20 protein-coding genes are annotated in these 18,450 nt (G+C 34.7%); 16 read left to right on the top strand and 4 right to left on the bottom strand.

All coding sequences use genetic code 11. The features are described 5' to 3' along the window. Positions 1 to 35: 35 nt before the first annotated feature. From GILLI_RS00985 to GILLI_RS00955, 7 genes are all read left to right on the top strand, one after another. Positions 36 to 518, top strand: coding sequence for a GNAT family N-acetyltransferase (locus GILLI_RS00985; protein WP_006987250.1), 483 nt, complete (start codon positions 36 to 38; stop codon positions 516 to 518). Positions 519 to 785: 267 nt separating this feature from the next. Further along, positions 786 to 1,469: a class I SAM-dependent methyltransferase gene (locus tag GILLI_RS00980; RefSeq protein WP_006987249.1), complete on the top strand. Its 684-nt coding sequence runs from the start codon at positions 786 to 788 to the stop codon at positions 1,467 to 1,469. Positions 1,470 to 1,873: 404 nt separating this feature from the next. Beyond that, positions 1,874 to 2,299 carry a DoxX family protein gene (locus tag GILLI_RS00975; RefSeq protein ID WP_006987248.1) on the top strand — a complete coding sequence of 142 codons (426 nt, stop codon included), beginning with the start codon at positions 1,874 to 1,876 and terminating at the stop codon, positions 2,297 to 2,299. Between the two features lie 5 nt (positions 2,300 to 2,304). Beyond that, a complete protein-coding gene (locus GILLI_RS00970) occupies positions 2,305 to 2,763 on the top strand; it encodes a MarR family winged helix-turn-helix transcriptional regulator (RefSeq protein WP_006987247.1) in 459 nt (152 codons plus the stop codon). Positions 2,764 to 2,809: 46 nt separating this feature from the next. Beyond that, complete coding sequence (locus GILLI_RS00965; RefSeq protein WP_006987246.1) at positions 2,810 to 3,793, top strand: NADP-dependent oxidoreductase; 984 nt, start codon at positions 2,810 to 2,812, stop codon at positions 3,791 to 3,793. A 58-nt stretch (positions 3,794 to 3,851) separates the two neighbouring features. Beyond that, on the top strand, positions 3,852 to 4,484 hold the full coding sequence (locus GILLI_RS00960; protein WP_006987245.1) for an SDR family oxidoreductase: 633 nt from the start codon (positions 3,852 to 3,854) through the stop codon (positions 4,482 to 4,484). A gap of 35 nt (positions 4,485 to 4,519) precedes the next feature. Next, positions 4,520 to 4,702 carry a type IV toxin-antitoxin system AbiEi family antitoxin gene (locus tag GILLI_RS00955; protein ID WP_006987244.1) on the top strand — a complete coding sequence of 61 codons (183 nt, stop codon included), beginning with the start codon at positions 4,520 to 4,522 and terminating at the stop codon, positions 4,700 to 4,702. Positions 4,703 to 4,932: 230 nt separating this feature from the next. On the opposite strand, the gene GILLI_RS00950 is transcribed toward GILLI_RS00955, so the two are convergent. From GILLI_RS00950 to GILLI_RS00940, 3 genes are all read right to left on the bottom strand, one after another. Next, on the bottom strand, positions 4,933 to 5,391 hold the full coding sequence (locus tag GILLI_RS00950) for an RES family NAD+ phosphorylase (RefSeq protein ID WP_006987243.1): 459 nt from the start codon (positions 5,389 to 5,391) through the stop codon (positions 4,933 to 4,935). After that, positions 5,391 to 5,894, bottom strand: coding sequence for a type II RES/Xre toxin-antitoxin system antitoxin (parS, locus tag GILLI_RS00945; protein ID WP_006987242.1), 504 nt, complete (start codon positions 5,892 to 5,894; stop codon positions 5,391 to 5,393). The genes GILLI_RS00950 and parS overlap by 1 nt, the downstream gene beginning before the upstream one ends. A gap of 926 nt (positions 5,895 to 6,820) precedes the next feature. Then, positions 6,821 to 7,564 carry an SDR family oxidoreductase gene (locus tag GILLI_RS00940; protein ID WP_006987241.1) on the bottom strand — a complete coding sequence of 248 codons (744 nt, stop codon included), beginning with the start codon at positions 7,562 to 7,564 and terminating at the stop codon, positions 6,821 to 6,823. A 276-nt stretch (positions 7,565 to 7,840) separates the two neighbouring features. Between GILLI_RS00940 and GILLI_RS00935 the strand changes: the two genes are divergently transcribed. Then, positions 7,841 to 8,116 (top strand): hypothetical protein, encoded by a 276-nt coding sequence (locus GILLI_RS00935; protein WP_040506267.1) that lies wholly within the window; start codon positions 7,841 to 7,843, stop codon positions 8,114 to 8,116. A 286-nt stretch (positions 8,117 to 8,402) separates the two neighbouring features. Here the strand turns inward: GILLI_RS00935 and GILLI_RS00930 are convergent, their stop codons facing one another. Continuing rightward, positions 8,403 to 9,707, bottom strand: a complete 1,305-nt coding sequence (locus tag GILLI_RS00930; protein WP_006987240.1) for a chloride channel protein — start codon at positions 9,705 to 9,707, stop codon at positions 8,403 to 8,405. Between the two features lie 312 nt (positions 9,708 to 10,019). Between GILLI_RS00930 and GILLI_RS00925 the strand changes: the two genes are divergently transcribed. The 8 genes from GILLI_RS00925 to GILLI_RS00890 all read left to right on the top strand — a co-directional run bounded on the left by GILLI_RS00925 (position 10,020) and on the right by GILLI_RS00890 (position 18,418). Further along, on the top strand, positions 10,020 to 11,168 hold the full coding sequence (locus tag GILLI_RS00925) for a zinc-dependent alcohol dehydrogenase (RefSeq protein WP_006987239.1): 1,149 nt from the start codon (positions 10,020 to 10,022) through the stop codon (positions 11,166 to 11,168). Between the two features lie 34 nt (positions 11,169 to 11,202). Further along, positions 11,203 to 11,979 (top strand): non-homologous end joining protein Ku, encoded by a 777-nt coding sequence (gene ku, locus GILLI_RS00920; protein WP_006987238.1) that lies wholly within the window; start codon positions 11,203 to 11,205, stop codon positions 11,977 to 11,979. 4 nt (positions 11,980 to 11,983) lie between these two features. Further along, entirely contained in the window at positions 11,984 to 14,416 is a 2,433-nt protein-coding gene (ligD, locus tag GILLI_RS00915; protein WP_006987237.1) for a DNA ligase D, read from the top strand. 317 nt (positions 14,417 to 14,733) lie between these two features. Next, positions 14,734 to 15,192 carry an IS200/IS605 family transposase gene (gene tnpA, locus GILLI_RS00910; protein ID WP_006987222.1) on the top strand — a complete coding sequence of 153 codons (459 nt, stop codon included), beginning with the start codon at positions 14,734 to 14,736 and terminating at the stop codon, positions 15,190 to 15,192. Positions 15,193 to 15,346: 154 nt separating this feature from the next. Beyond that, complete coding sequence (locus tag GILLI_RS00905; protein WP_006987235.1) at positions 15,347 to 16,372, top strand: TIGR04086 family membrane protein; 1,026 nt, start codon at positions 15,347 to 15,349, stop codon at positions 16,370 to 16,372. A 27-nt stretch (positions 16,373 to 16,399) separates the two neighbouring features. After that, positions 16,400 to 16,552, top strand: coding sequence for a YqaE/Pmp3 family membrane protein (locus tag GILLI_RS00900; protein ID WP_006987234.1), 153 nt, complete (start codon positions 16,400 to 16,402; stop codon positions 16,550 to 16,552). Between the two features lie 781 nt (positions 16,553 to 17,333). Next, a complete protein-coding gene (locus GILLI_RS00895; RefSeq protein ID WP_006987233.1) occupies positions 17,334 to 17,819 on the top strand; it encodes a YciE/YciF ferroxidase family protein in 486 nt (161 codons plus the stop codon). A 62-nt stretch (positions 17,820 to 17,881) separates the two neighbouring features. Continuing rightward, a complete protein-coding gene (locus GILLI_RS00890; protein WP_006987232.1) occupies positions 17,882 to 18,418 on the top strand; it encodes a DUF421 domain-containing protein in 537 nt (178 codons plus the stop codon). Positions 18,419 to 18,450 lie beyond the last annotated feature (32 nt).

Raw genomic sequence — 18,450 nt, 5'->3', positions numbered from 1 at the left:
GTAGTAAGCTTGACCGACCAAACAAATAAATTGAAATGAAAGACAATTTCAAAATAACCGAGACGATTTATTTGGACGAAAAAACAAAAAACGAATTGCTTAACTTGTGGAACACAGAATATCCTGAAAAACTTTCTTACAATGACTTGGGGGAATTTGATGACTATTTACAACGGTTAACCAACTTGAAACACTTGCTACTGAAAAGTGAAGAAAATATAATTTACGGGTGGGCCTTTTCTTTTGAAAGAGAGAATGAAAAATGGTTTGCAATTATTTTATCAGAAAAAGTGCAAGGACAAGGATTAGGCCGTAAAATGCTTGACAAAATTAAACAATCTGAATATGTATTGAATGGTTGGGTAATAGACCATGACAAAGAAAAGAAAAAGAATGGGCGGACATATACTTCACCATTGAGTTTTTATAAAAAATGTGATTTTGAAATTCTTAAAAAAGAAAGACTTGAACTTGACAAAATTTCAGCGGTGAAGATAAAATGGACAGTCAGAAAATAAAAAATTCAGACACCAAGATTGTATAAGCGTAATGCTGGCTTAATTGGTAAAATTGAGCTTTTTTGCTCTTAAGAAGCTTTCTGTTGGACAGGCATTTTATTGCTCCGAAACCCTGTGTGGGCCTATACTTTACCGTTATCCTTCATTATGTGAAAATGATTGCAACTAAATATCATTACAATTTCTTAAAAGAATAGTGAATTAATTATCATACATTTATTGTAACTAATTTATTTCCAGGGATAAATTATTTTAAAGAATCTAGTAATGACAACAGGAAAAAACATAGCCTTAGAATTCAATGATTTTTCTAAAAATTATACCAATGATATGATTGGTTGTGCACCTCATTATTTACAACTGGTTTCAAGTTTTGTGAAATCCCTTCCGGATAATTTTAAACCAAATTCCATTCTTGATCTTGGTTGTGGCAATGGAAACATTACAGCTCAACTCGTTTCTTATTTTCCAAATGCCATTTTCACATTGGTGGATGCATCTTCCGAAATGATTGATCTTTGTCGCAATCAATTCAATGATTATGATTTTATTTATTCCAATATGTATTTTAAAGATTTTTTATTTAATGCAGAAAGTTATGACTTAATTGTTGCTGGGTTTAGTCTTCATCATTGCGATAATACCGAGAAACAATCTGTTTTTAGGGATATAAATTCTTCTTTAAAAAAAGGCGGTATATTTTCCTATAGCGACTTAATGATAACTAAAACTAACCCGGATCACCCAATGCTACTGAAGGAATGGGGAAAATTTGTTAATAACAACTTTCCTGATGGAAAAAAATGGGCCTGGGTCATGGAACACTACGAAGCATTTGATAAACCAACAGATTATCTAGTCCAAATAGAATGGTTAAAGAATGCTGGATTTTCTAATATTCAAATTGCATTCAAAAAAGAATATTGGGTACATCTCCAGGCAGTAAAATAAAATTATTATGGATACTATAAACTTTGTACTTTATAAAATCAAAAGATTTTATTATATAACGAAAGGCAAAGTCGGTTAACAGCAAAAAGAGGGCATTCCAGTTAAAAAGGGATGTTTTAGAGACTAAGTGACAAAAAACTAAACCGACAATTTTGCTTTGCTATTCCCGTCACTTGCGAACCAAGACCTTTAGAATCAATAAATTTCAAATCGACTGAGATCAATCACTTAACGCCACGAAAGCTTCCGGCTATTATTACTAAAAGGCGCAAATAGCTATTTTGGGGATAGGGTGGTATTATAATCTATAAGGGAATTCTATCATCAGTCTAAGTTCGGTTTATATAAATCATTTATATTTGAATCGTGCACGATATAAATATTTGGGATATAAAAAATTGACGATGAAAAAAGAAGTTAAAACTACTTTAACCCAAAACATATTTAGAATACTATTAGCCTTATTCATGATCTATGCTGGGTTTAGTCATCTTACCTTCAATAGAATTGATTTTCAGACTCAGGTACCAGATTGGGTTCCTCTAAGCAAAGATTTGGTGGTAATCCTATCTGGTATTGTTGAAATGATATTAGGTCTCACCTTATTATTCTGGAAAAATCAACGGGCCAGAATTGGATGGGCACTAGCTATTTTCTTTATACTCATATTTCCCGGCAACGTTGCACAGTATCTGGATGGAAAAGATGCTTTTGGAGCTTTAAATTCTGATAGAGCAAGATTAATCAGGCTTTTCTTTCAACCAGTTCTTATAGCCTGGGCACTTTGGTCCTCTGGTGCATGGCAGTCATGGAGAAACTCCAAAAAATAAATGGTATGAACGAGCAGCAACTAAAATTAAACAATCAAATCTGCTTTCCTATATACTCGGTTTCCCGCCTAATAACGAAAGCATATAAACCATTTTTGGAAGGTTTGGGCTTGACCTATCCACAGTATTTGGTTTTACTGGTTTTATGGGAGAATGATAATTTATCAATAAATCAAATCGGCGAGAAATTACTTCTAAACACCAATACTTTATCTCCTCTAATAAAGCGAATGGAGAAAATGGAATTATTGGATCGCAGGAGATCGAAATCAGATGAAAGAAGTGTACTTATTGAACTTACTGATAAGGGAAAGGAACTAAGAGAAAATGCCATTCCAATTCCGGAAAAACTGTTCAACACCCTGCTGGCAGAAAATGTTAAGTTAGGGGACATTTTGTTTTTAAAAGATATTTTAAATAATTGGGTCGATATTCTTTCAGAAAAACAGAATGACAGAAAATAAACATTAAATTACTGATAATAAGAAATTACATTAAATCACACTAGATATGAAAGCATTACAAATAGTAAAATATGGTGAAATTAAAGATAGTCTATCCATTAATGAAGTTGAAAAACCAGTTATAAAACCAAACGATCTTCTAGTTGAAGTTAAAGCAGCTGCATTAAATCCTATCGATTACAAGATGGTGGAAGGTAAACTGAAAGATATGATTTCTTTAAACTTACCGAGTACAATAGGTTTTGATGTAAGTGGAGTGGTAGTTGAGAAAGGTGCGGATGTAAAAAATTTCGAAATTGGAGATGAAGTATATGCTAGAGTGCCACAAGAACAAATGGGTACAGTAGCAGAATTTGTAGCCGTTAATAGTGGCCTGGTTGCTAAAAAACCCGAAAACATCTCTTTTGAACAGGCCTCTGGATTACCATTGACAGGACTAACTGCAATCCAAGCTTTACAAAAAGTTGGAATTAAAGAAGACGATAGAATTCTTATTCATGCCGGATCCGGTGGTGTAGGTAGTTTCGCTATTCAGTATGCCAAAGCAAAAGGAGCTATTGTTTATACGACCACCAGTACTAAAAATGTAGATTGGGTAAAAGCTTTGGGAGCCGACCGTGTGATCGATTATAAAACGGAGGATTATAAAGAAGTAGCTAATAATTTGGATATCGTTTTCGACACTTTAGGAGACGATTATACCTTTGATGCTTTTGAAATTATTAAAGAAGGCGGAAAAGTAACCACAATAGTAGGCCCGCCAGATGAGGAAACCGCAAAGCAAATGGGTATGACCGATTATAAACTACCCGAAAAATTATCAAAACTGATCGAAAAGAAATCAGCTGTTTATAAACTAACCTGGATGCAACCTAATGCAGAACAACTAAAGGAAATTACAACTATGGTTGAAGACATAGCTATCAAGCCAATAGTGGATCTTATATATTCTCTGGAGGATGGAATAGATGCCTATGAATATCTGGCTACAGGAAGAGCAAAAGGAAAAGTAATTATAAGCCTAGCCTAAACAGTTTAAGGATGAAGTTAATAACCGTAATAATTTTAACTAATTAAAAAAAATGATTATGAGCAAAGAGAAGAATGTATTAGTAGCCGGTGCTAACGGTACTACAGGAAGAATCATCATCAATTTATTGAAGGAGTCGGAAAACTATCGGCCTATAGCCATGGTTAGAAAACAAGAGCAAAAAGATTTTTTTGAAAAAGAAAATGTAATGACTGTTATGGCAGATCTTGAAGAAGATCTAAGCCATGCGGTAAAAAATGCGGATAAAGTAATTTTTGCAGCAGGATCTAAAGGTAAAAAGGTTATAGAGGTAGATCAGGAAGGAGCAAAAAGGCTCACCGATGCTGCTAAGAAATCAGGAGCAGGAAAATTTGTAATGTTAAGTTCCATGGGAGCAGATAATCCTTCTATAAGTGATGAGCTTCAAGATTATTTGAAAGCAAAACAAAATGCCGACGATTATCTAAAAGCAAGTGGGCTAGAATATAGTATTGTAAGACCAGGTTCATTAACAGATAACAGTGGTACTGGTAAAATTAAACTCAAAGAAAAATTAGATAAACAGGGAAGTATCTCTAGAGCAGATGTAGCTAAAACTTTAGTGGAGGTTTTAGATGGTGAGGTAAAGAAAAACAAGGTTTTTGAAATCGTTGCCGGTGAGATTCCAATTGAAAAAGCAGTTCGTACTTAAAAAAACCATCTCAGACGCAAACCCTGGCAGATCTTATGCGTTATCAGAATAAGTTGGGTGGCATAAACCAAATTCTCCCCATGGTAGGAGAGTTGCGGGAAGAAACTACCCAAAATGATCTTGAGGATTTACTTCACGGGTATGAGCACAAAGCCATTTTAAAGCGTTTGGGTTATTTGATATCAGAAGTGAGCCGGATCTCATTTTTGAAGAGCTGAACAGAAATAGAAATCATCCCGTAATTTTGCACAGCCCAGCACTAAACAAGGACCCGGAGCAGTGGTAAGAAATGGAAAGTGGGTGTTAACCCACAAATAGAAAGTGATTTATGATTCTAAAATCTTATTTAACTGAATGGCAGAAAACCTACTAATAAGTCCCGTTTAGGGGGGACTTATTTCAAACGGTCGCACAAGGGCAAAAACTAATAACACTTTTTTTTTGGAGCTTATTTAAACATTCTCTTATCAAAAGGAAAGTCGGTTGTTTCAAGGATTTTTATTTTCTTTAAATCTTTATGATGCGGATTGATCAAAAAATTAAAATCACCTTTCACCACGGCAGATGGGACTTTTAATATACAATGTTTCCCTGAATCTATAAAATCATCCCCAATTTTTTGTGTAAACGGAATAGGAGGGTGGCTGTTCCAGTACTGAGATAATTCGCTTTCTTTTAGGCTTTGAAATTTAAGGAAATCTGGGATTTCGATTTCAATCATCATATAATCGCTGGGTAGTGTAGAAAGACTCAAATGTACTGCAACTTCAGCCATGGACAGAGCCCTGCTTTGGGCGGTGTAGATCATTTCCGTTCCTTTGGAATTCCATCGGTTCCCAAATAGCGCTGCGCCTTTCCCGCTAAGGGTGCTGGAATATTGCTTTTTGGATAACCTAAAAACCTTCATTAAGCGAATATTCCATGTTCAATCCTGTTGAGTTCTGCCATTACCAATTCTTTGCCGTAGGAATCTTTTAAAAGTTCAGCGGGTTTTAAGTTTGCAAGGGCATAAGATGGCGTGTTAAGCCAGGAATAGAATTGTTCCGGAGAATCAAAAACCTCTTTCCCGAATTGAGTCACTTCTGCCAGTTCAATTATTTTTTCGGTATGAATCGGTTTGAAATAGTAATCTTCTTCCTTTTTATGCCTTTGCAGCGTTTTAACCGAAATATTTAAAAAGTCAGCCCAGTCCTCTTCAGAAAAAGGTGTAAGCTTCTGAATCTCAATAAACAGGGAATAGGGAAGTCCTTTTCTTATAGCATGAATGATTAGCATTTTATTCTGAAAAAAATCAGAATAGGTAAATTCGTTATCTGGAAGGTTAAGCCTATAGGACGCTTCCACATCACGGGCATAATTGTTAATTGCCAAGTTTACTGTTTTCGTTGCCTTTTGCTCTTCGGAAATCATATTTAAAATATCTGTCCTTAAAAATACGACAATTGTCTAGTAATAGCAAATTATTATTTCATAAAAATCCACGGAACCTCCCGATAAACCTTCTTATAGTTTTCATTGAATTCTTTCTTCGAAAAAAAATGTGGCACATCAGGTAGTTTTCGTTCAATTTTCTGCTGTTTCAAACCGGACTTTTTAATCCCTCATTGAGGGTTTAATTCCCCGAGGCCTGCCCGAAATGAATTTCATTCAGGCGGGCTTGCCTCGAGTTTTTAAAAATATTTTCCAATTCGTACCTCGTGGGCTTGCCCCGAGGTTCTTGATTCTTTTCCAAAGGCATAAGTAACAATTTCTCCCTGTTTTAAATTAAAGAACAAATTTGCCCTTAGAAATCTCTTTTTATTCCGTGAATATTTTAGTAATAAAATCCTATCCTGTCCCGCGCTTTACAGTTTTGGTTTCATTTTTAAAAGGTCAAAAAATCTTTTATAGTATCTGGTAGTATTGGGTATTATGACGGAAGGTAAATGAAGCTTTAAAAATGGTTCGTCGGGATTTCAGTATTTACAGAATCCAGGTTACGTCCATAGCTGAAAAAACGAAAATACTGTATGTTGCCATCTGCAGTTTTGTTCGTTTCCGGGCCTTGGCAAAATTGAAGTTTGTGAGTTGCTGTAAACCAAAAATGCCATATAAAAGAAATTTGAAGGCCTCTCCATTTGTAGATATTTACATTTGTGAGCTCATACACTTTTTTTTTAAGTCAAAGGCACATTAAAAAAACTAACAGATAGTCTTATCTTCAGCAATTTCAACTTTATTAGGGTGTTTGCACTGTATTGAATAATTTCAGAAAAACAAATAAAAAAAGTTAAGCCGCTCTTTTTAAAAAAGCGGCTTAATAATTACTTATCAGGATTTACCTAAAATTGAGAATACTAAAATTCCTGAGCGGTAGGACGAATCACAATTTCATTTACATCCACATCATTTGGTTGCTCGATAGCATATGCAATAGCTCTGGCTATAGAATCTGATGGAATTGCCTGTTTATAAAATTCTTTTACGTTTTCAGAGCTTTCTTCGTGACTGCTCCCGTGTTTCAGTTCAGAATCTATAGCTCCAGGTTCTATAGAAGTAGTTCTAATATTACCACCTACTTCGTGTCTTAACCCTTCAGAGATTGCTCTCACGGCAAATTTAGTTCCGCTATAAACAGTACCACCCGGGCTAAACACTTTTAATTCCGCTACTGAAGAAAGGTTAATAAAATGCCCGTGACCTTGTTCCTGAAAAACAGGTAGGGCTGCTGAAATACCATATAATACACCTTTAATATTGATATCTATCATCTTATCCCACTCATCGACTTTGTCTTCAGAAATGGGAGCAATAGCCATTAATCCGGCATTATTAATTAAAACGTCTATTTTACCATACTCTTTTTTAGTCGAGGCTATAAGTTGTTTTACTTCTTCTCTCTTGGTGACATCTGTTTGAACCACAGAAACGGTTCCTCCATTTTTACGAATATCGGCCGCTATATTTTCCAATTTTTCTTTACGCCTGGCTGCGATAACAACTTTAGCTCCTTTGGATGCTAAATGACGTGCTGTAGCTTCTCCAAGTCCGCTACTTCCTCCGGTAATGATCACGACTTTATCTTTGATATTATTTTCCATAAACTTATTTTTTAAATTGTTTTTCTATTAGAGAACCAATATAAGGTTAGATTAGTTTGTTAGAGGCCTGGGTTTAGTTTTTATAATTAGTTTAACCTGTTCTATTAACCTATATCAACCTTATATCTTAAAATACACTTAAGAGTTCCATTATTATTGAACTTTGTTTGCTAATAGGGTCACGGCCAACTGGATGCTGAAAGCAAACGAATTTGAAAGGTTTTCCGGCAGCTTTTCAAAAACGGGACAACCTGATATCAAATAAATATAAGAACTATGGCGAACCACTTTAGTATTATTGAAGATGGAATTAAGTATTCCCTGGGTAGTTTTGACGGAACTAAAATAGTCTATGATTTTCTAAAGATCTTGATATATCTTGAAACTAAAGGCAAAATACTATTCGACCAGCATTTGCCTTATTCTATTATTAACCATCTTGCGCCCCTACTGCTGAAAACCAATTTGAAAGACGTTATAAAACATCCATCCTTTAATATAAAGGAAAGGACGGCGGATGTCAAAGTCTTGGAGCTTACCGAATGGGAGTAAAAATCAAACAAATAGACCATCTGTTCTTATCTCAGGAACATTTTGCCAAAGTTAAAAGCAGTGGATTGAACAGGAAAGGCCTCTGTCCGGATTAGCGCCCAATGTGGTCTGTCTATCCCACAATAAAGAACAAAATTCAACTTGCCAGAAAAGCATCCCGCGGTTTGGGGTATTTTAAGTCTTTAAGTGATTTAGGATTTACTAACTTAATAAAATTAATATCCCAACCGACTGTATAATAAGAGCGTTATGAATTGGGAGGTTAACCTAAGGTTTTGTAAGAATCTTAGGGGTGAAATCCACCTTTGTCTACTCTACTTTTACTTCCATTTCCCATCTGTGAACTTATAAAGGGAATTTTTGGTGCTAAAAAATAGCCTGTTAAACTTGCGAATAAAATGGGTATAAAGTATGTAAATCCAGTTAGTGTTGCTAATAGAATAGTTGTACTCATAGGTGTTCTGGTAACACAGGCATTAATTCCAGCCATACAACTTATAATAGCTAAAGTGAGATTAGTACCAGGAAACAATTGATGAATTATCAATCCCAATGTTACTCCAACAAAAAATAATGGTATAATAAAACCTCCTCTCCAACCTGAAGTCACCGTTATTGAAATGGCAACTATTTTAAAAAATAAAATTAAAACTAAAAAATTTAGAGTAAGATCATATTTCAATAATTCATTTATTTCGTGATGACCAAAATATCTTGTTATTGGAAGATAATAGGAGATTATTCCAAGTAAGATTCCACCGATTAATGTTTTGATATATATTGGTATTGGTCGATTTTCAAATAGGGATTTGAAAAACTTAACACAGTAAATAAACCCCCAACCAATAGCGGTAGCTGCTATAGCGAAAAGAATTGCTAATCCAAAATCAAAAACTCCGGAATATTCATATGTTGGTAAGATCCAAATTGCACCAAGCCCAAGGTGAATAATTAAAGCAAAAATTATATAACTGAAGCTACTTGCAACTAAGGCAGGAATAATTGCTTTGTAATATTCAAGCGCGTGCTTATGATGCAAAATTTCTAATGAAAATAAACTTCCTCCCAGTGGAGCACCAAATAAAGCAGTAAATCCAGATGCCATCCCTGCAATACTTAAAGACCTCAGTTCTTCACCTTTTAGCCTAAATATTTTACCAAGCCACGTGCCGGTAGAACCTGTTACCTGAACCAAAGGTGCTTCAGGACCAAGACTACCTCCAGAAGCAACACACAGTAAGGAAGACAAAATCATTGAGGGATTATTCTTAGGATCCAGTTTTCCTTTATTAAATTTAATATTATCTACAATCAAATGAATTTCTCCCGGGTCACCAATGAAATGAATTATTAACCCTGCTAAAAGCCCACAAACGGACATTACGGGAATAACTTCCCAACCTTCGAAAACGGCAATTTTATGTGTTAAATACTCAAGTGTAATCCAATATATTCCAGCTATAAGTCCACCAATCAAACCGAGAATAGCCCATAATAAGAAAGTACGGCTAAATACGAACGGATTAAATCTAATGGGTTGATCTAAAATATTTAAATACGTTATTAATTTTCGTCTACTTTTCAGCTTCACTTTTTAAATTTTGTCAAATATAGCACTCTTAAATATAGTTTTCAACGATCCTGTTTAACGCAACTAAAGTGGAGTAGGGAAGCGTTTTTGTTTGCTTATCTAAAAGATGACCTCTTTTAATTTTGAACATAATTAATCAAAGCCTATAGGGACGTTATCAACTGACATTCTTAATCCTGAAACAATAAATTAAACTGAATTGTGATATGTTATAATCTATCCCTAAGATTACAAAGTATTGTTAATTACATCTTTAATTTCTATTGATTACTTAAATTTAATACAAACTAATTTTAACCTAAATGTATTATTATGAAAGCATTATGTTATTACGGAAATGAGGATGTAAGAATTGATAACGTTCCAGACCCTAAAATAGAAGATCCAAGAGACGTAATCATAAAAGTTACTTCAACTGCTATTTGCGGATCAGATCTGCACATCTATGGGGGTTTAATGCCTACCATGGAGGAGGGCGATATCTTAGGTCACGAATTTATGGGAGAAGTTGTTGAGGTAGGCAAAGATGTTAAAAAATTTAAAAAAGGTGATCGCATTGTAGTGCCTTTTACCATTGCATGTGGACATTGCCATTACTGCGATGAAGATCTTTATTCCCTTTGTGACAATTCTAACCCAAACGAAGAACTTTGCAAAGAAAATTTAGGTCACTCGATATCTGGCCTTTTTGGTTTCTCCCACATGTTGGGAGGTTTTTCTGGAGGCCAGGCAGAATATGTTAGGGTGCCTTATGCTGATGTAGGGCCAATTAAAGTTCCGGATTCGCTAAGTGATGATCAAGCTCTCTTTCTGTCGGATATTTTTCCAACAGGATATATGGGTGCAGAAAATGCTAATATCAAGAAAGGCGATACCGTAGCAATATGGGGATGTGGTCCAGTAGGACAATTTGCGATTCAAAGTGCTTGGATGTTGGGTGCTAAACGCGTAATCGCCATAGATGTGGTCAAAGAGCGACTTGATATGGCAGAAAAGCATGGAAAGGCGGAAGTAATAAGGACAGTTGATGCAGATGAAGTGTATTCTAAATTAATGGAAATGACAAAAGGGAAAGGCCCCGATTGTTGTATAGATGCTGTTGGAGCTGAAGCTCACGGTGCTGAAGGTTTTCAAAAGAATTTAGATGCATCCCAACCAAATGCATTAGCACAAATTTTTAAATCATGTAAAAAAGCTGGAAATGTATCTATTCCCGGAGTATATCTTGGAAAGGTAAAAGAACTACCGTTTGGGATTGCAATGAACAAATCCCTCAATTTGAAAATGGGACAAACTCACATGCAACACTATTTAGAACCACTCCTTAAAAAAGTTGAAGAAGGAAAAATAGATCCTACATTTATTATAACTCACCGAATGAAATTAGAGGATGCACCTGAGGGTTATAAAAAGTTTAGGAATAAGGAGGATGGTTGTGTAAAAGTGGTATTAACTCCCTAGTTAATTCTTTACCTCTAATTAGAAATTATAAAGTATGAGATCAATTTGGAATGGCTCCATTAGTTTCGGACTAGTGTCAATACCCATTAAGTTATATTCAGGATCAGAAGATAGAAAGCTAGACTTGGATATGTTGGACAGACACGACAATGCTCGAATAAGATATAAAAGAGTAAATGAAGAAACCGGCAAGGAAGTAGAATGGAAAGACATTGTAAAAGGTTTCAAAAAAGATGATGCTTATATAGTTTTGGAAAAAGAGGACTTTGAACAAGCCAATTTAAAGAAAAATAAAACCATAGATATAGAAGAATTCATCAACGAATCTGATGTAGCTGATGTTCTCTTTAAAAAACCCTATTTTCTAGAACCACAAAAAGAAGGAGGGAAATCCTATAATCTTTTGCGGGACGCTTTAAAAAAAACTAAAAAAGTGGGAGTGGCCACTTTTGTAATGCGACAAAAGGAAAACCTTTGCCTTATAGGTATTTATAAAAAAGCACTTGTTCTTCATGTAATTAGATTTGATGATGAAATTCGGGATCCAGGGGAGCTCAAATTACCTACTACCAAGATTTCAAAAAAAGAAGTTGATATGGCCATAAGTTTAATTGAGCAGTACACAGATAAATTCGATCTTGAAAAATATAAGGATGTTTATAATGAACAGTTGATGAAAATCATTGGTGCAAAATCAACGGGTAAAGTAAAAAAACCTGAGAAATTTGAAAGCAAACCAACTCCTGCCACAGATCTAATGGCGCAACTTAAAGCCAGTTTGGAGAAGAAAAAGAAGAGTAAAGCTTCCTGATGTAATGGCACTTGAAGATTATAATAAAAAGCGAGATTTTAACAAAACACCCGAGCCTACGGCAGAAGTGAGCCATGAAGATGCAGGCCGGTTTGTGATTCAACGGCATAAAGCTAGTAGATTACATTATGACTTGAGATTAGAGCTCGAAGGTGTTCTAAAAAGTTGGGCGGTACCTAAAGGCCCCTCAATGAATCCAGACGATAAGCGACTAGCCATACAAACCGAAGATCATCCTGTTAAGTATCTCACATTTCATGGCACCATCCCTAAAGGTAATTATGGAGCAGGCGTAATGAAAATTTGGGATGAAGGCACTTATAGAATTGCTCCGGAATATAAAGACATGGATCTTGTCAAGCAGTTTGAAAACGGAGATTTAAAAATTGAATTTTTTGGTAGGAAGATCAAGGGTACTTTTGCTTTAGTTCACACCAAAAGAAAGGAAGCAGATAATCACTGGTTGCTGATCAAGAAAAAAGATAACTATTCCACTGATCTTGGTTATGATGCTGAAGTTTTTAAAGATGATACCTCTGCTGCAACTAAGAAAAACACTCCTGTAAAGAAACTTGATCCTGACGAGTTTGTAAAACCAATGCTAGCATCTTTCAGCAAAGATATTTTCAATGATAAGTCATGGGTGTATGAATTAAAATGGGATGGTTACAGGGTGATGGCCCATATTAAAGATAGTAAAGTTCAGCTTTACTCTCGGAACGGCATTTCTTATAATACCAAGTTTAAGGCACTGGCCAAGGATCTGGAAGGAGTAGAGCATGATGTAATTCTAGATGGAGAGGTAGTAATTGTAAATGATGATGGCATCCCCCAGTTTCAAGCTTTACAAAATTATGATGAAACGACTTCTGGAACCCTGAGATATTATGTATTTGATATGCTTTTTCTCAATGGTCATAGCATGCTGGAACTTACTCTACTTGAAAGAAAAAGCCTGATTCCTGACGTTATTGAAAACTTGTCCTACACGCTTTATTGTGACCATATTGAAGGGATGGGTGCAGCGCTTTATAAAAAAGCCATTGATGCAGGGATGGAGGGCGTGGTTGCCAAGAAAATCGATTCTACCTACTCACCTGGTTATCGTAGTGATAATTGGTTAAAGATTAAGGCTGTCGAAACTGAAGAAGCTATAATCTGTGGATATACCGATTCCGTTGGGGGTGGGAGTATTTTTGGCAGTTTAATTTTGGGAATATATATTGAAGATCAATTGAAATATATTGGCAATTGTGGTTCAGGTTTTTCGGCAAAAGATCAAAGCGAACTACTTGATCAACTAAAAGAACTTGAAGTTGAGAATCATCCTTTTAAGCGAAAACCAAATCTAAAAGAACGTAATCCTCATTGGGTAAGTCCGCTTCTGATTTGTGAGGTGAAATTTTCTGAATGGACAAAGAATGGGATCATGCGTCATCCCGTTTTTAAAGGAATTCGTAGTGATAAAAACGTCCAAGAGGTTTCTTCTCCAATCAAAAAAAAGTCAAAACATACTACTACCATTTCTAAAGCTAGCTCCACCAATTTAAATGTGGGAGGATTGGAAGTACCTATCTCTAATCTAGATAAGATATTATGGCCTGATGATGGATATACCAAATATGATCTTATCGATTATTATATCAATATTTCAGATTATATAGTACCATACTTGAAAGATCGGCCCCAAAATCTGTATCGTCATCCCAACGGCATCAAAAGCGCCGGGTTTTATCAGAAGAACAATGAAAACCTACCTCAATGGATGGAGACGGAAGAAATCTTTTCAAAATCTTCTAATAAGAACATCAGTTATCTCTTATGTCAAAATGAAGCAAGCCTTTTATATATGGCTAATTTGGGCTGTATAGAGATCAATCCATGGCACTCTCGCATAAATAATTTGGACTATCCAGATTATACGATTATTGACCTGGATCCATCTAAAGATAATACTTTTGAGGAAGTTATAACTGTAGCACAAGCTGCAAAAGAAGTTTTAGATATTGCGAGAATCAAAGGATTTTGTAAGACTTCAGGGTCCAGTGGCTTGCATATTTATATTCCGTTGAATGCTAAATATACCTATGAAGAAGCCAGGAGTTTCACTAAACTCCTTTGCTATTTCATTGAACAAAAAGTACCTAAACTAACCAGTATGGTAAGGGCGGTGAAAGATAGAAAAGGAAAAATATATCTGGATTATCTTCAAAATCGGCAAGGACAGACTATTGCTGCGCCTTACTGTGTACGACCTAAAAGAGGCGCTCCGGTTTCTACACCTTTGGAGTGGAAAGAGGTGAAGAGCGGACTAAAAATCTTAGATTTTAATATCAAAAATTTTCAGACTAGAATTCAAGAAAAAGGAGATCTATTTACTGAGGTGTTATCACTTGAAATAGATATGATGGACTCGATCCAAAGATTAGAAAAGTAGCTACCTTACTTATTGCATGTTGAATATTTTTACCACAATTACATGTAATAACATTTTATTTCTCAGGAAAAAACCATTCCCGTAGCAAATCGATCTTATTGGATATGGGAATATCTTTGGGTTGAATGATAGCAAAAGGGTTGATAATTTGATCAATAAAACTCAATAATGCTAATAATATTTAGTGAATAATCTTTATATTATATTAAAATTTTATTAAACGACACTTCAAATTGAGTTATTCATGATAAATTTAATCTCTATTGGGTTTAATTCCCCGAGGCTTGCCTCGTTTATTATTACTATTTTGTGACTCGATGTCACAAAATAGTAAATTCATACACAAGAGCCATAACGTAACGGTGCTTCTTTACCATTTGGTGAGCAGTGCTAAATATCGAAGGGTTGTTATTTCTGATTCGGTCGACCGAGTTTTGGTCGCGACATGTTCGGAGATTGAAAAAAGATATGAAGTTTGTTTTCTAGAAGTGGGAACGGACAAGAACCATGTTCATTTTTTGATTCAAAGTGTTCCTTCATATAGCGTAACAAAAATTGTTACGATGGTAAAAAGTATCTTAGCTAGGGAAGTTTTTAGGCAATGTCCAGAAGTGAAAAAGCAGCTTTGGGGTGGAGAATTTTGGGGAAAGGGTTACTTTGTGAACACCGTCGGTCAGCATGGAACCGAGAATGTCATTGCCAAATATGTCAAGGAGCAGGGAATAGAAAAAGAGTACAAAGTGTTGAAAAAAGATTATCAGTTGAAATTATTTTAATGCCTCGTGGGCTTGCCCCGAGGATTATTTACTTTATAGAGTAATTTAATAAATGTAAGGTTTTTATAATATAGTTTCGAATTTCCTGAATCAGGTATTAGAGATTTAATATAATTATCAATTAATCATACTACTAACAAATCAACTATGAGCTATGAGAAGTCAATACATTAACGTTCAGAATAAATCACCAAAAATATCCAGAATTTCATGGGGTGCAATTATAGCAGGAACCCTTACGGCAATTGTTGTTGCGTTTTTACTCAATATTCTAGGATTAGGTATTGGGTTAACAACCATAGATCCAATGACAGAAGCAAATGCATTAGATGGTCTTGGCACTGGAACACTTGTATGGTGGGGTATTTCTAATATTGCTGCATTATTTATTGGTGGTATGGTTGCCGGGCGAATGAGCGGATTACCTTCCAATAGTGATGGAGGCTTACATGGGTTTCTTGCTTGGGGTCTTTATTTGATACTTTCAATATACCTGGTTACTTCTGCCATAGGAAGTATTTTCAGTGGAATGGCAAGTGCCGCAAATTCTATTTTTTCAGACTCAACAGCAACCAACGTGGCAGAGGCTCTAAAAGAAGCTGAAACTAAGGGGCAAGACGAAACAATTTTTTCTATAGAAAAAATTAAAAAAGAAGCGTTTCAATTAATTAAAGCAGCTGAAAGAACTAATATTCTTCCGGATGACGCTTCCGAAGAAGTTCGTAATACATTAAATGAAACTCGTCAAGAATCGCAACAACTTCTAAACGATCTAAATATCGAAGAAAATATAGACAAGTTTTTCAACGAATTATCTGTTGATTTAGATAAGAATGGTAACCTTAGTATCACAGCAGATGGAATGGATGAACTTTTGAATAAAGATGAAATAAAGAATTATTTGGTAGATAATACAGAATTATCAGGAGCTGAAATTAACGGAGTGATAGAAAAATGGGATAATAAGATTAATGAAGCAATAGCCAAAGCTGAAAAATATTATGCTAACGCAAAAAAGAAAGCAATAAAAGCAACTGATGAAGCGGCTGACGTTGTAGGTAAATTTAGCATTATTGCATTCTTTTTATTTCTATTAGGTGCCGGAGCGGCGTTTGCGGGAGGGGCTATTGGATCTCCATTTTTAACAATAGAAGAAGAACAAACGGAAGATGAAATTTAACCGAAGGACTAATCAAAATCAATATATATGTCATTACTAACTATCGTTCTCAATATAATATTGCCCCCATTAGCAGTTTTTATGAAACACGGAATTGGTGGAACATTTTTTATTAGCCTTATACTAACAATTATTGGGTGGTTACCTGGGGTAATTCATGCATTTATTGTGAATGACTAAAATGCCCAACTTTTCAACCATGTCCTTAATGAAAACATTGTTATGATGGCCATATAATGTCAGATTTTAATCATAAATCTATATTTTAATTGACGTATTTTATATAAGTTAAAACTAATTATACCTTTAATTAATAATTACCAATAAACATAAAAAAGTTCTTCAGAATTTTCACAGTGGTGCAAGTTATCTATCAAGCTTATTAAATATATAAGGAAAGAAAAAATAAAAAAAATCGTAATAACACTTACGTTGAGCAAAGTGGAAATATTAAAAGTCAATAGAAATTTTTAACAATTAAATTACTTCTTAAATGTATGTTGAAATTGTTATTTTAGTTACAGGATATTTTCAATTAGATGCCGTGCCACAAATAAAAATAGTGTAAATTTTTTTATATTATTTGTAATAGATAAGATAACAATAAGTTGCGATTCTCACAGCCTACAATTTGAGTAAGAAATGGTCTGATATGGTTTTAATAATGTTTTATGCTTTAACGATAATGAGGCGCTATTCTATGCAATATCCAATTGCGATGAATCAATTTTTTGTTACCCTTAGAAAAAAAATTGTTTATTAAACTAGAATTATGAATTTAATTAAAATGATTTTCAGTTGTATTCCCGGAAAGACGAAACTTGGATTTTATAGCGATAAGTAATTAACCAGGGGAAATCTCAAGTAAGATAAATTTTAACATTCCCTGTTAAACCAAACACAAAGTTCTGTGGCCAAAAATGTTTAAAAGTATCTTTATAACGATATAAAATATACAATTATGAAAAATCTCGAAGAATTATTTGAGCACCAATTACAGGATTTACACAGCGCAGAAGATCAACTCACGGAGGCACTGCCCAAAATGATAAAAAATGCTGAAGACAGTAATTTAAAAAAAGCATTCGAAAGTCATTTAGAGGAAACTAAAGAACACAAAAAAAGAATTGAAGAAGTTTGTAAAGATTTAGGTTTTAAATCTAAAGGTGAAAAATGCAAAGCTATGGAAGGTCTAATTAAAGAGGCTGAAGGATTTTTGAAAGAAGTAAAAGATACAGATGTTAAACATGCTGGTATGATTGCAGAAGCTCAACGTGTGGAACATTATGAAATCTCAGGTTATGGAACTGCAGTACGTTATGCTAAAGAGCTAGGACATAACGATGTGGCCAAAAAACTTCAGAAAACACTTGATGAAGAATACGCAGCTGATAAAAAATTGAATGATCTTGCCGAAAACAGGCTCAACAAAAAAGCAAAATCATAATTCACATAAGAATAAATTATAACCCCACCCTCAATTAGGTGGGGTTTTAAATAGTAGGGGTTATGGAAAATTGGATATTACCATCCTTATGGATAATGATTAAAATGCTTATTTCAGTTGTTGCTATTTTTGGGGTTATAATAATAATTACACGAATATCTGGGTTGCGTACATTTGCTAAAATGTCAAGTTTTGATTTTGCATCTACAATAGCTATTGGCTCAATTCTAGCAGCTGTCGTGATGAACGATGAGCAATCCATTTTAAAGGGAAGTGCAGCCTTGAGCGGTATTGTAATTTTTCAATCATTGTTTACTATGATGACTCGTAAATCAGCCCTATTTAAAAGATATTTCACTAATAAACCTATGTTGTTGATGATGGATGGAGTAATTCTACATAACAACTTAAATAAAACTAATGTGGGAGAAGATGCCCTCATCGCAAAATTAAGGAAGGCAAACGTGATCAATTTTAGTGAAGTGCTTGCTGTTGTTTTAGAAACTACCGGGGATATGTCTGTATTGCATACTGCCGAGGATAAAATCCTAATGGAAAAATTATTACAAGGCGTGGAAGGATTACCTTCCAAATTATAAAAAGAGTTTCAAATATGACTTTAAAAATATGG

It is taken from the genome of Gillisia limnaea DSM 15749, assembly GCF_000243235.1.
Lineage (GTDB): Bacteria > Bacteroidota > Bacteroidia > Flavobacteriales > Flavobacteriaceae > Gillisia > Gillisia limnaea.
This window is presented reverse-complemented; position numbering and strand designations above follow the sequence as displayed.

What these genes read in the sequence shown, in the direction of transcription:
- GILLI_RS00965 (WP_006987246.1), top strand. Translation starts at nt 2,810, where the DNA reads ATGAAAGCATTACAAATAGTAAAATATGGTGAAATTAAAGATAGTCTA.
- GILLI_RS00940 (WP_006987241.1), bottom strand. Translation starts at nt 7,564, where the DNA reads ATGGAAAATAATATCAAAGATAAAGTCGTGATCATTACCGGAGGAAGT.
- GILLI_RS00905 (WP_006987235.1), top strand. Translation starts at nt 15,347, where the DNA reads ATGAGAAGTCAATACATTAACGTTCAGAATAAATCACCAAAAATATCC.
- ligD (WP_006987237.1), top strand. Translation starts at nt 11,984, where the DNA reads ATGGCACTTGAAGATTATAATAAAAAGCGAGATTTTAACAAAACACCC.
- GILLI_RS00935 (WP_040506267.1), top strand. Translation starts at nt 7,841, where the DNA reads ATGGCGAACCACTTTAGTATTATTGAAGATGGAATTAAGTATTCCCTG.
- GILLI_RS00925 (WP_006987239.1), top strand. Translation starts at nt 10,020, where the DNA reads ATGAAAGCATTATGTTATTACGGAAATGAGGATGTAAGAATTGATAAC.
- GILLI_RS00895 (WP_006987233.1), top strand. Translation starts at nt 17,334, where the DNA reads ATGAAAAATCTCGAAGAATTATTTGAGCACCAATTACAGGATTTACAC.
- ku (WP_006987238.1), top strand. Translation starts at nt 11,203, where the DNA reads ATGAGATCAATTTGGAATGGCTCCATTAGTTTCGGACTAGTGTCAATA.
- GILLI_RS00900 (WP_006987234.1), top strand. Translation starts at nt 16,400, where the DNA reads ATGTCATTACTAACTATCGTTCTCAATATAATATTGCCCCCATTAGCA.
- GILLI_RS00890 (WP_006987232.1), top strand. Translation starts at nt 17,882, where the DNA reads ATGGAAAATTGGATATTACCATCCTTATGGATAATGATTAAAATGCTT.
- GILLI_RS00980 (WP_006987249.1), top strand. Translation starts at nt 786, where the DNA reads ATGACAACAGGAAAAAACATAGCCTTAGAATTCAATGATTTTTCTAAA.
- GILLI_RS00955 (WP_006987244.1), top strand. Translation starts at nt 4,520, where the DNA reads ATGCGTTATCAGAATAAGTTGGGTGGCATAAACCAAATTCTCCCCATG.
- tnpA (WP_006987222.1), top strand. Translation starts at nt 14,734, where the DNA reads ATGTCACAAAATAGTAAATTCATACACAAGAGCCATAACGTAACGGTG.
- GILLI_RS00950 (WP_006987243.1), bottom strand. Translation starts at nt 5,391, where the DNA reads ATGAAGGTTTTTAGGTTATCCAAAAAGCAATATTCCAGCACCCTTAGC.
- GILLI_RS00975 (WP_006987248.1), top strand. Translation starts at nt 1,874, where the DNA reads ATGAAAAAAGAAGTTAAAACTACTTTAACCCAAAACATATTTAGAATA.
- GILLI_RS00985 (WP_006987250.1), top strand. Translation starts at nt 36, where the DNA reads ATGAAAGACAATTTCAAAATAACCGAGACGATTTATTTGGACGAAAAA.
- GILLI_RS00970 (WP_006987247.1), top strand. Translation starts at nt 2,305, where the DNA reads ATGAACGAGCAGCAACTAAAATTAAACAATCAAATCTGCTTTCCTATA.
- GILLI_RS00960 (WP_006987245.1), top strand. Translation starts at nt 3,852, where the DNA reads ATGAGCAAAGAGAAGAATGTATTAGTAGCCGGTGCTAACGGTACTACA.
- parS (WP_006987242.1), bottom strand. Translation starts at nt 5,894, where the DNA reads ATGATTTCCGAAGAGCAAAAGGCAACGAAAACAGTAAACTTGGCAATT.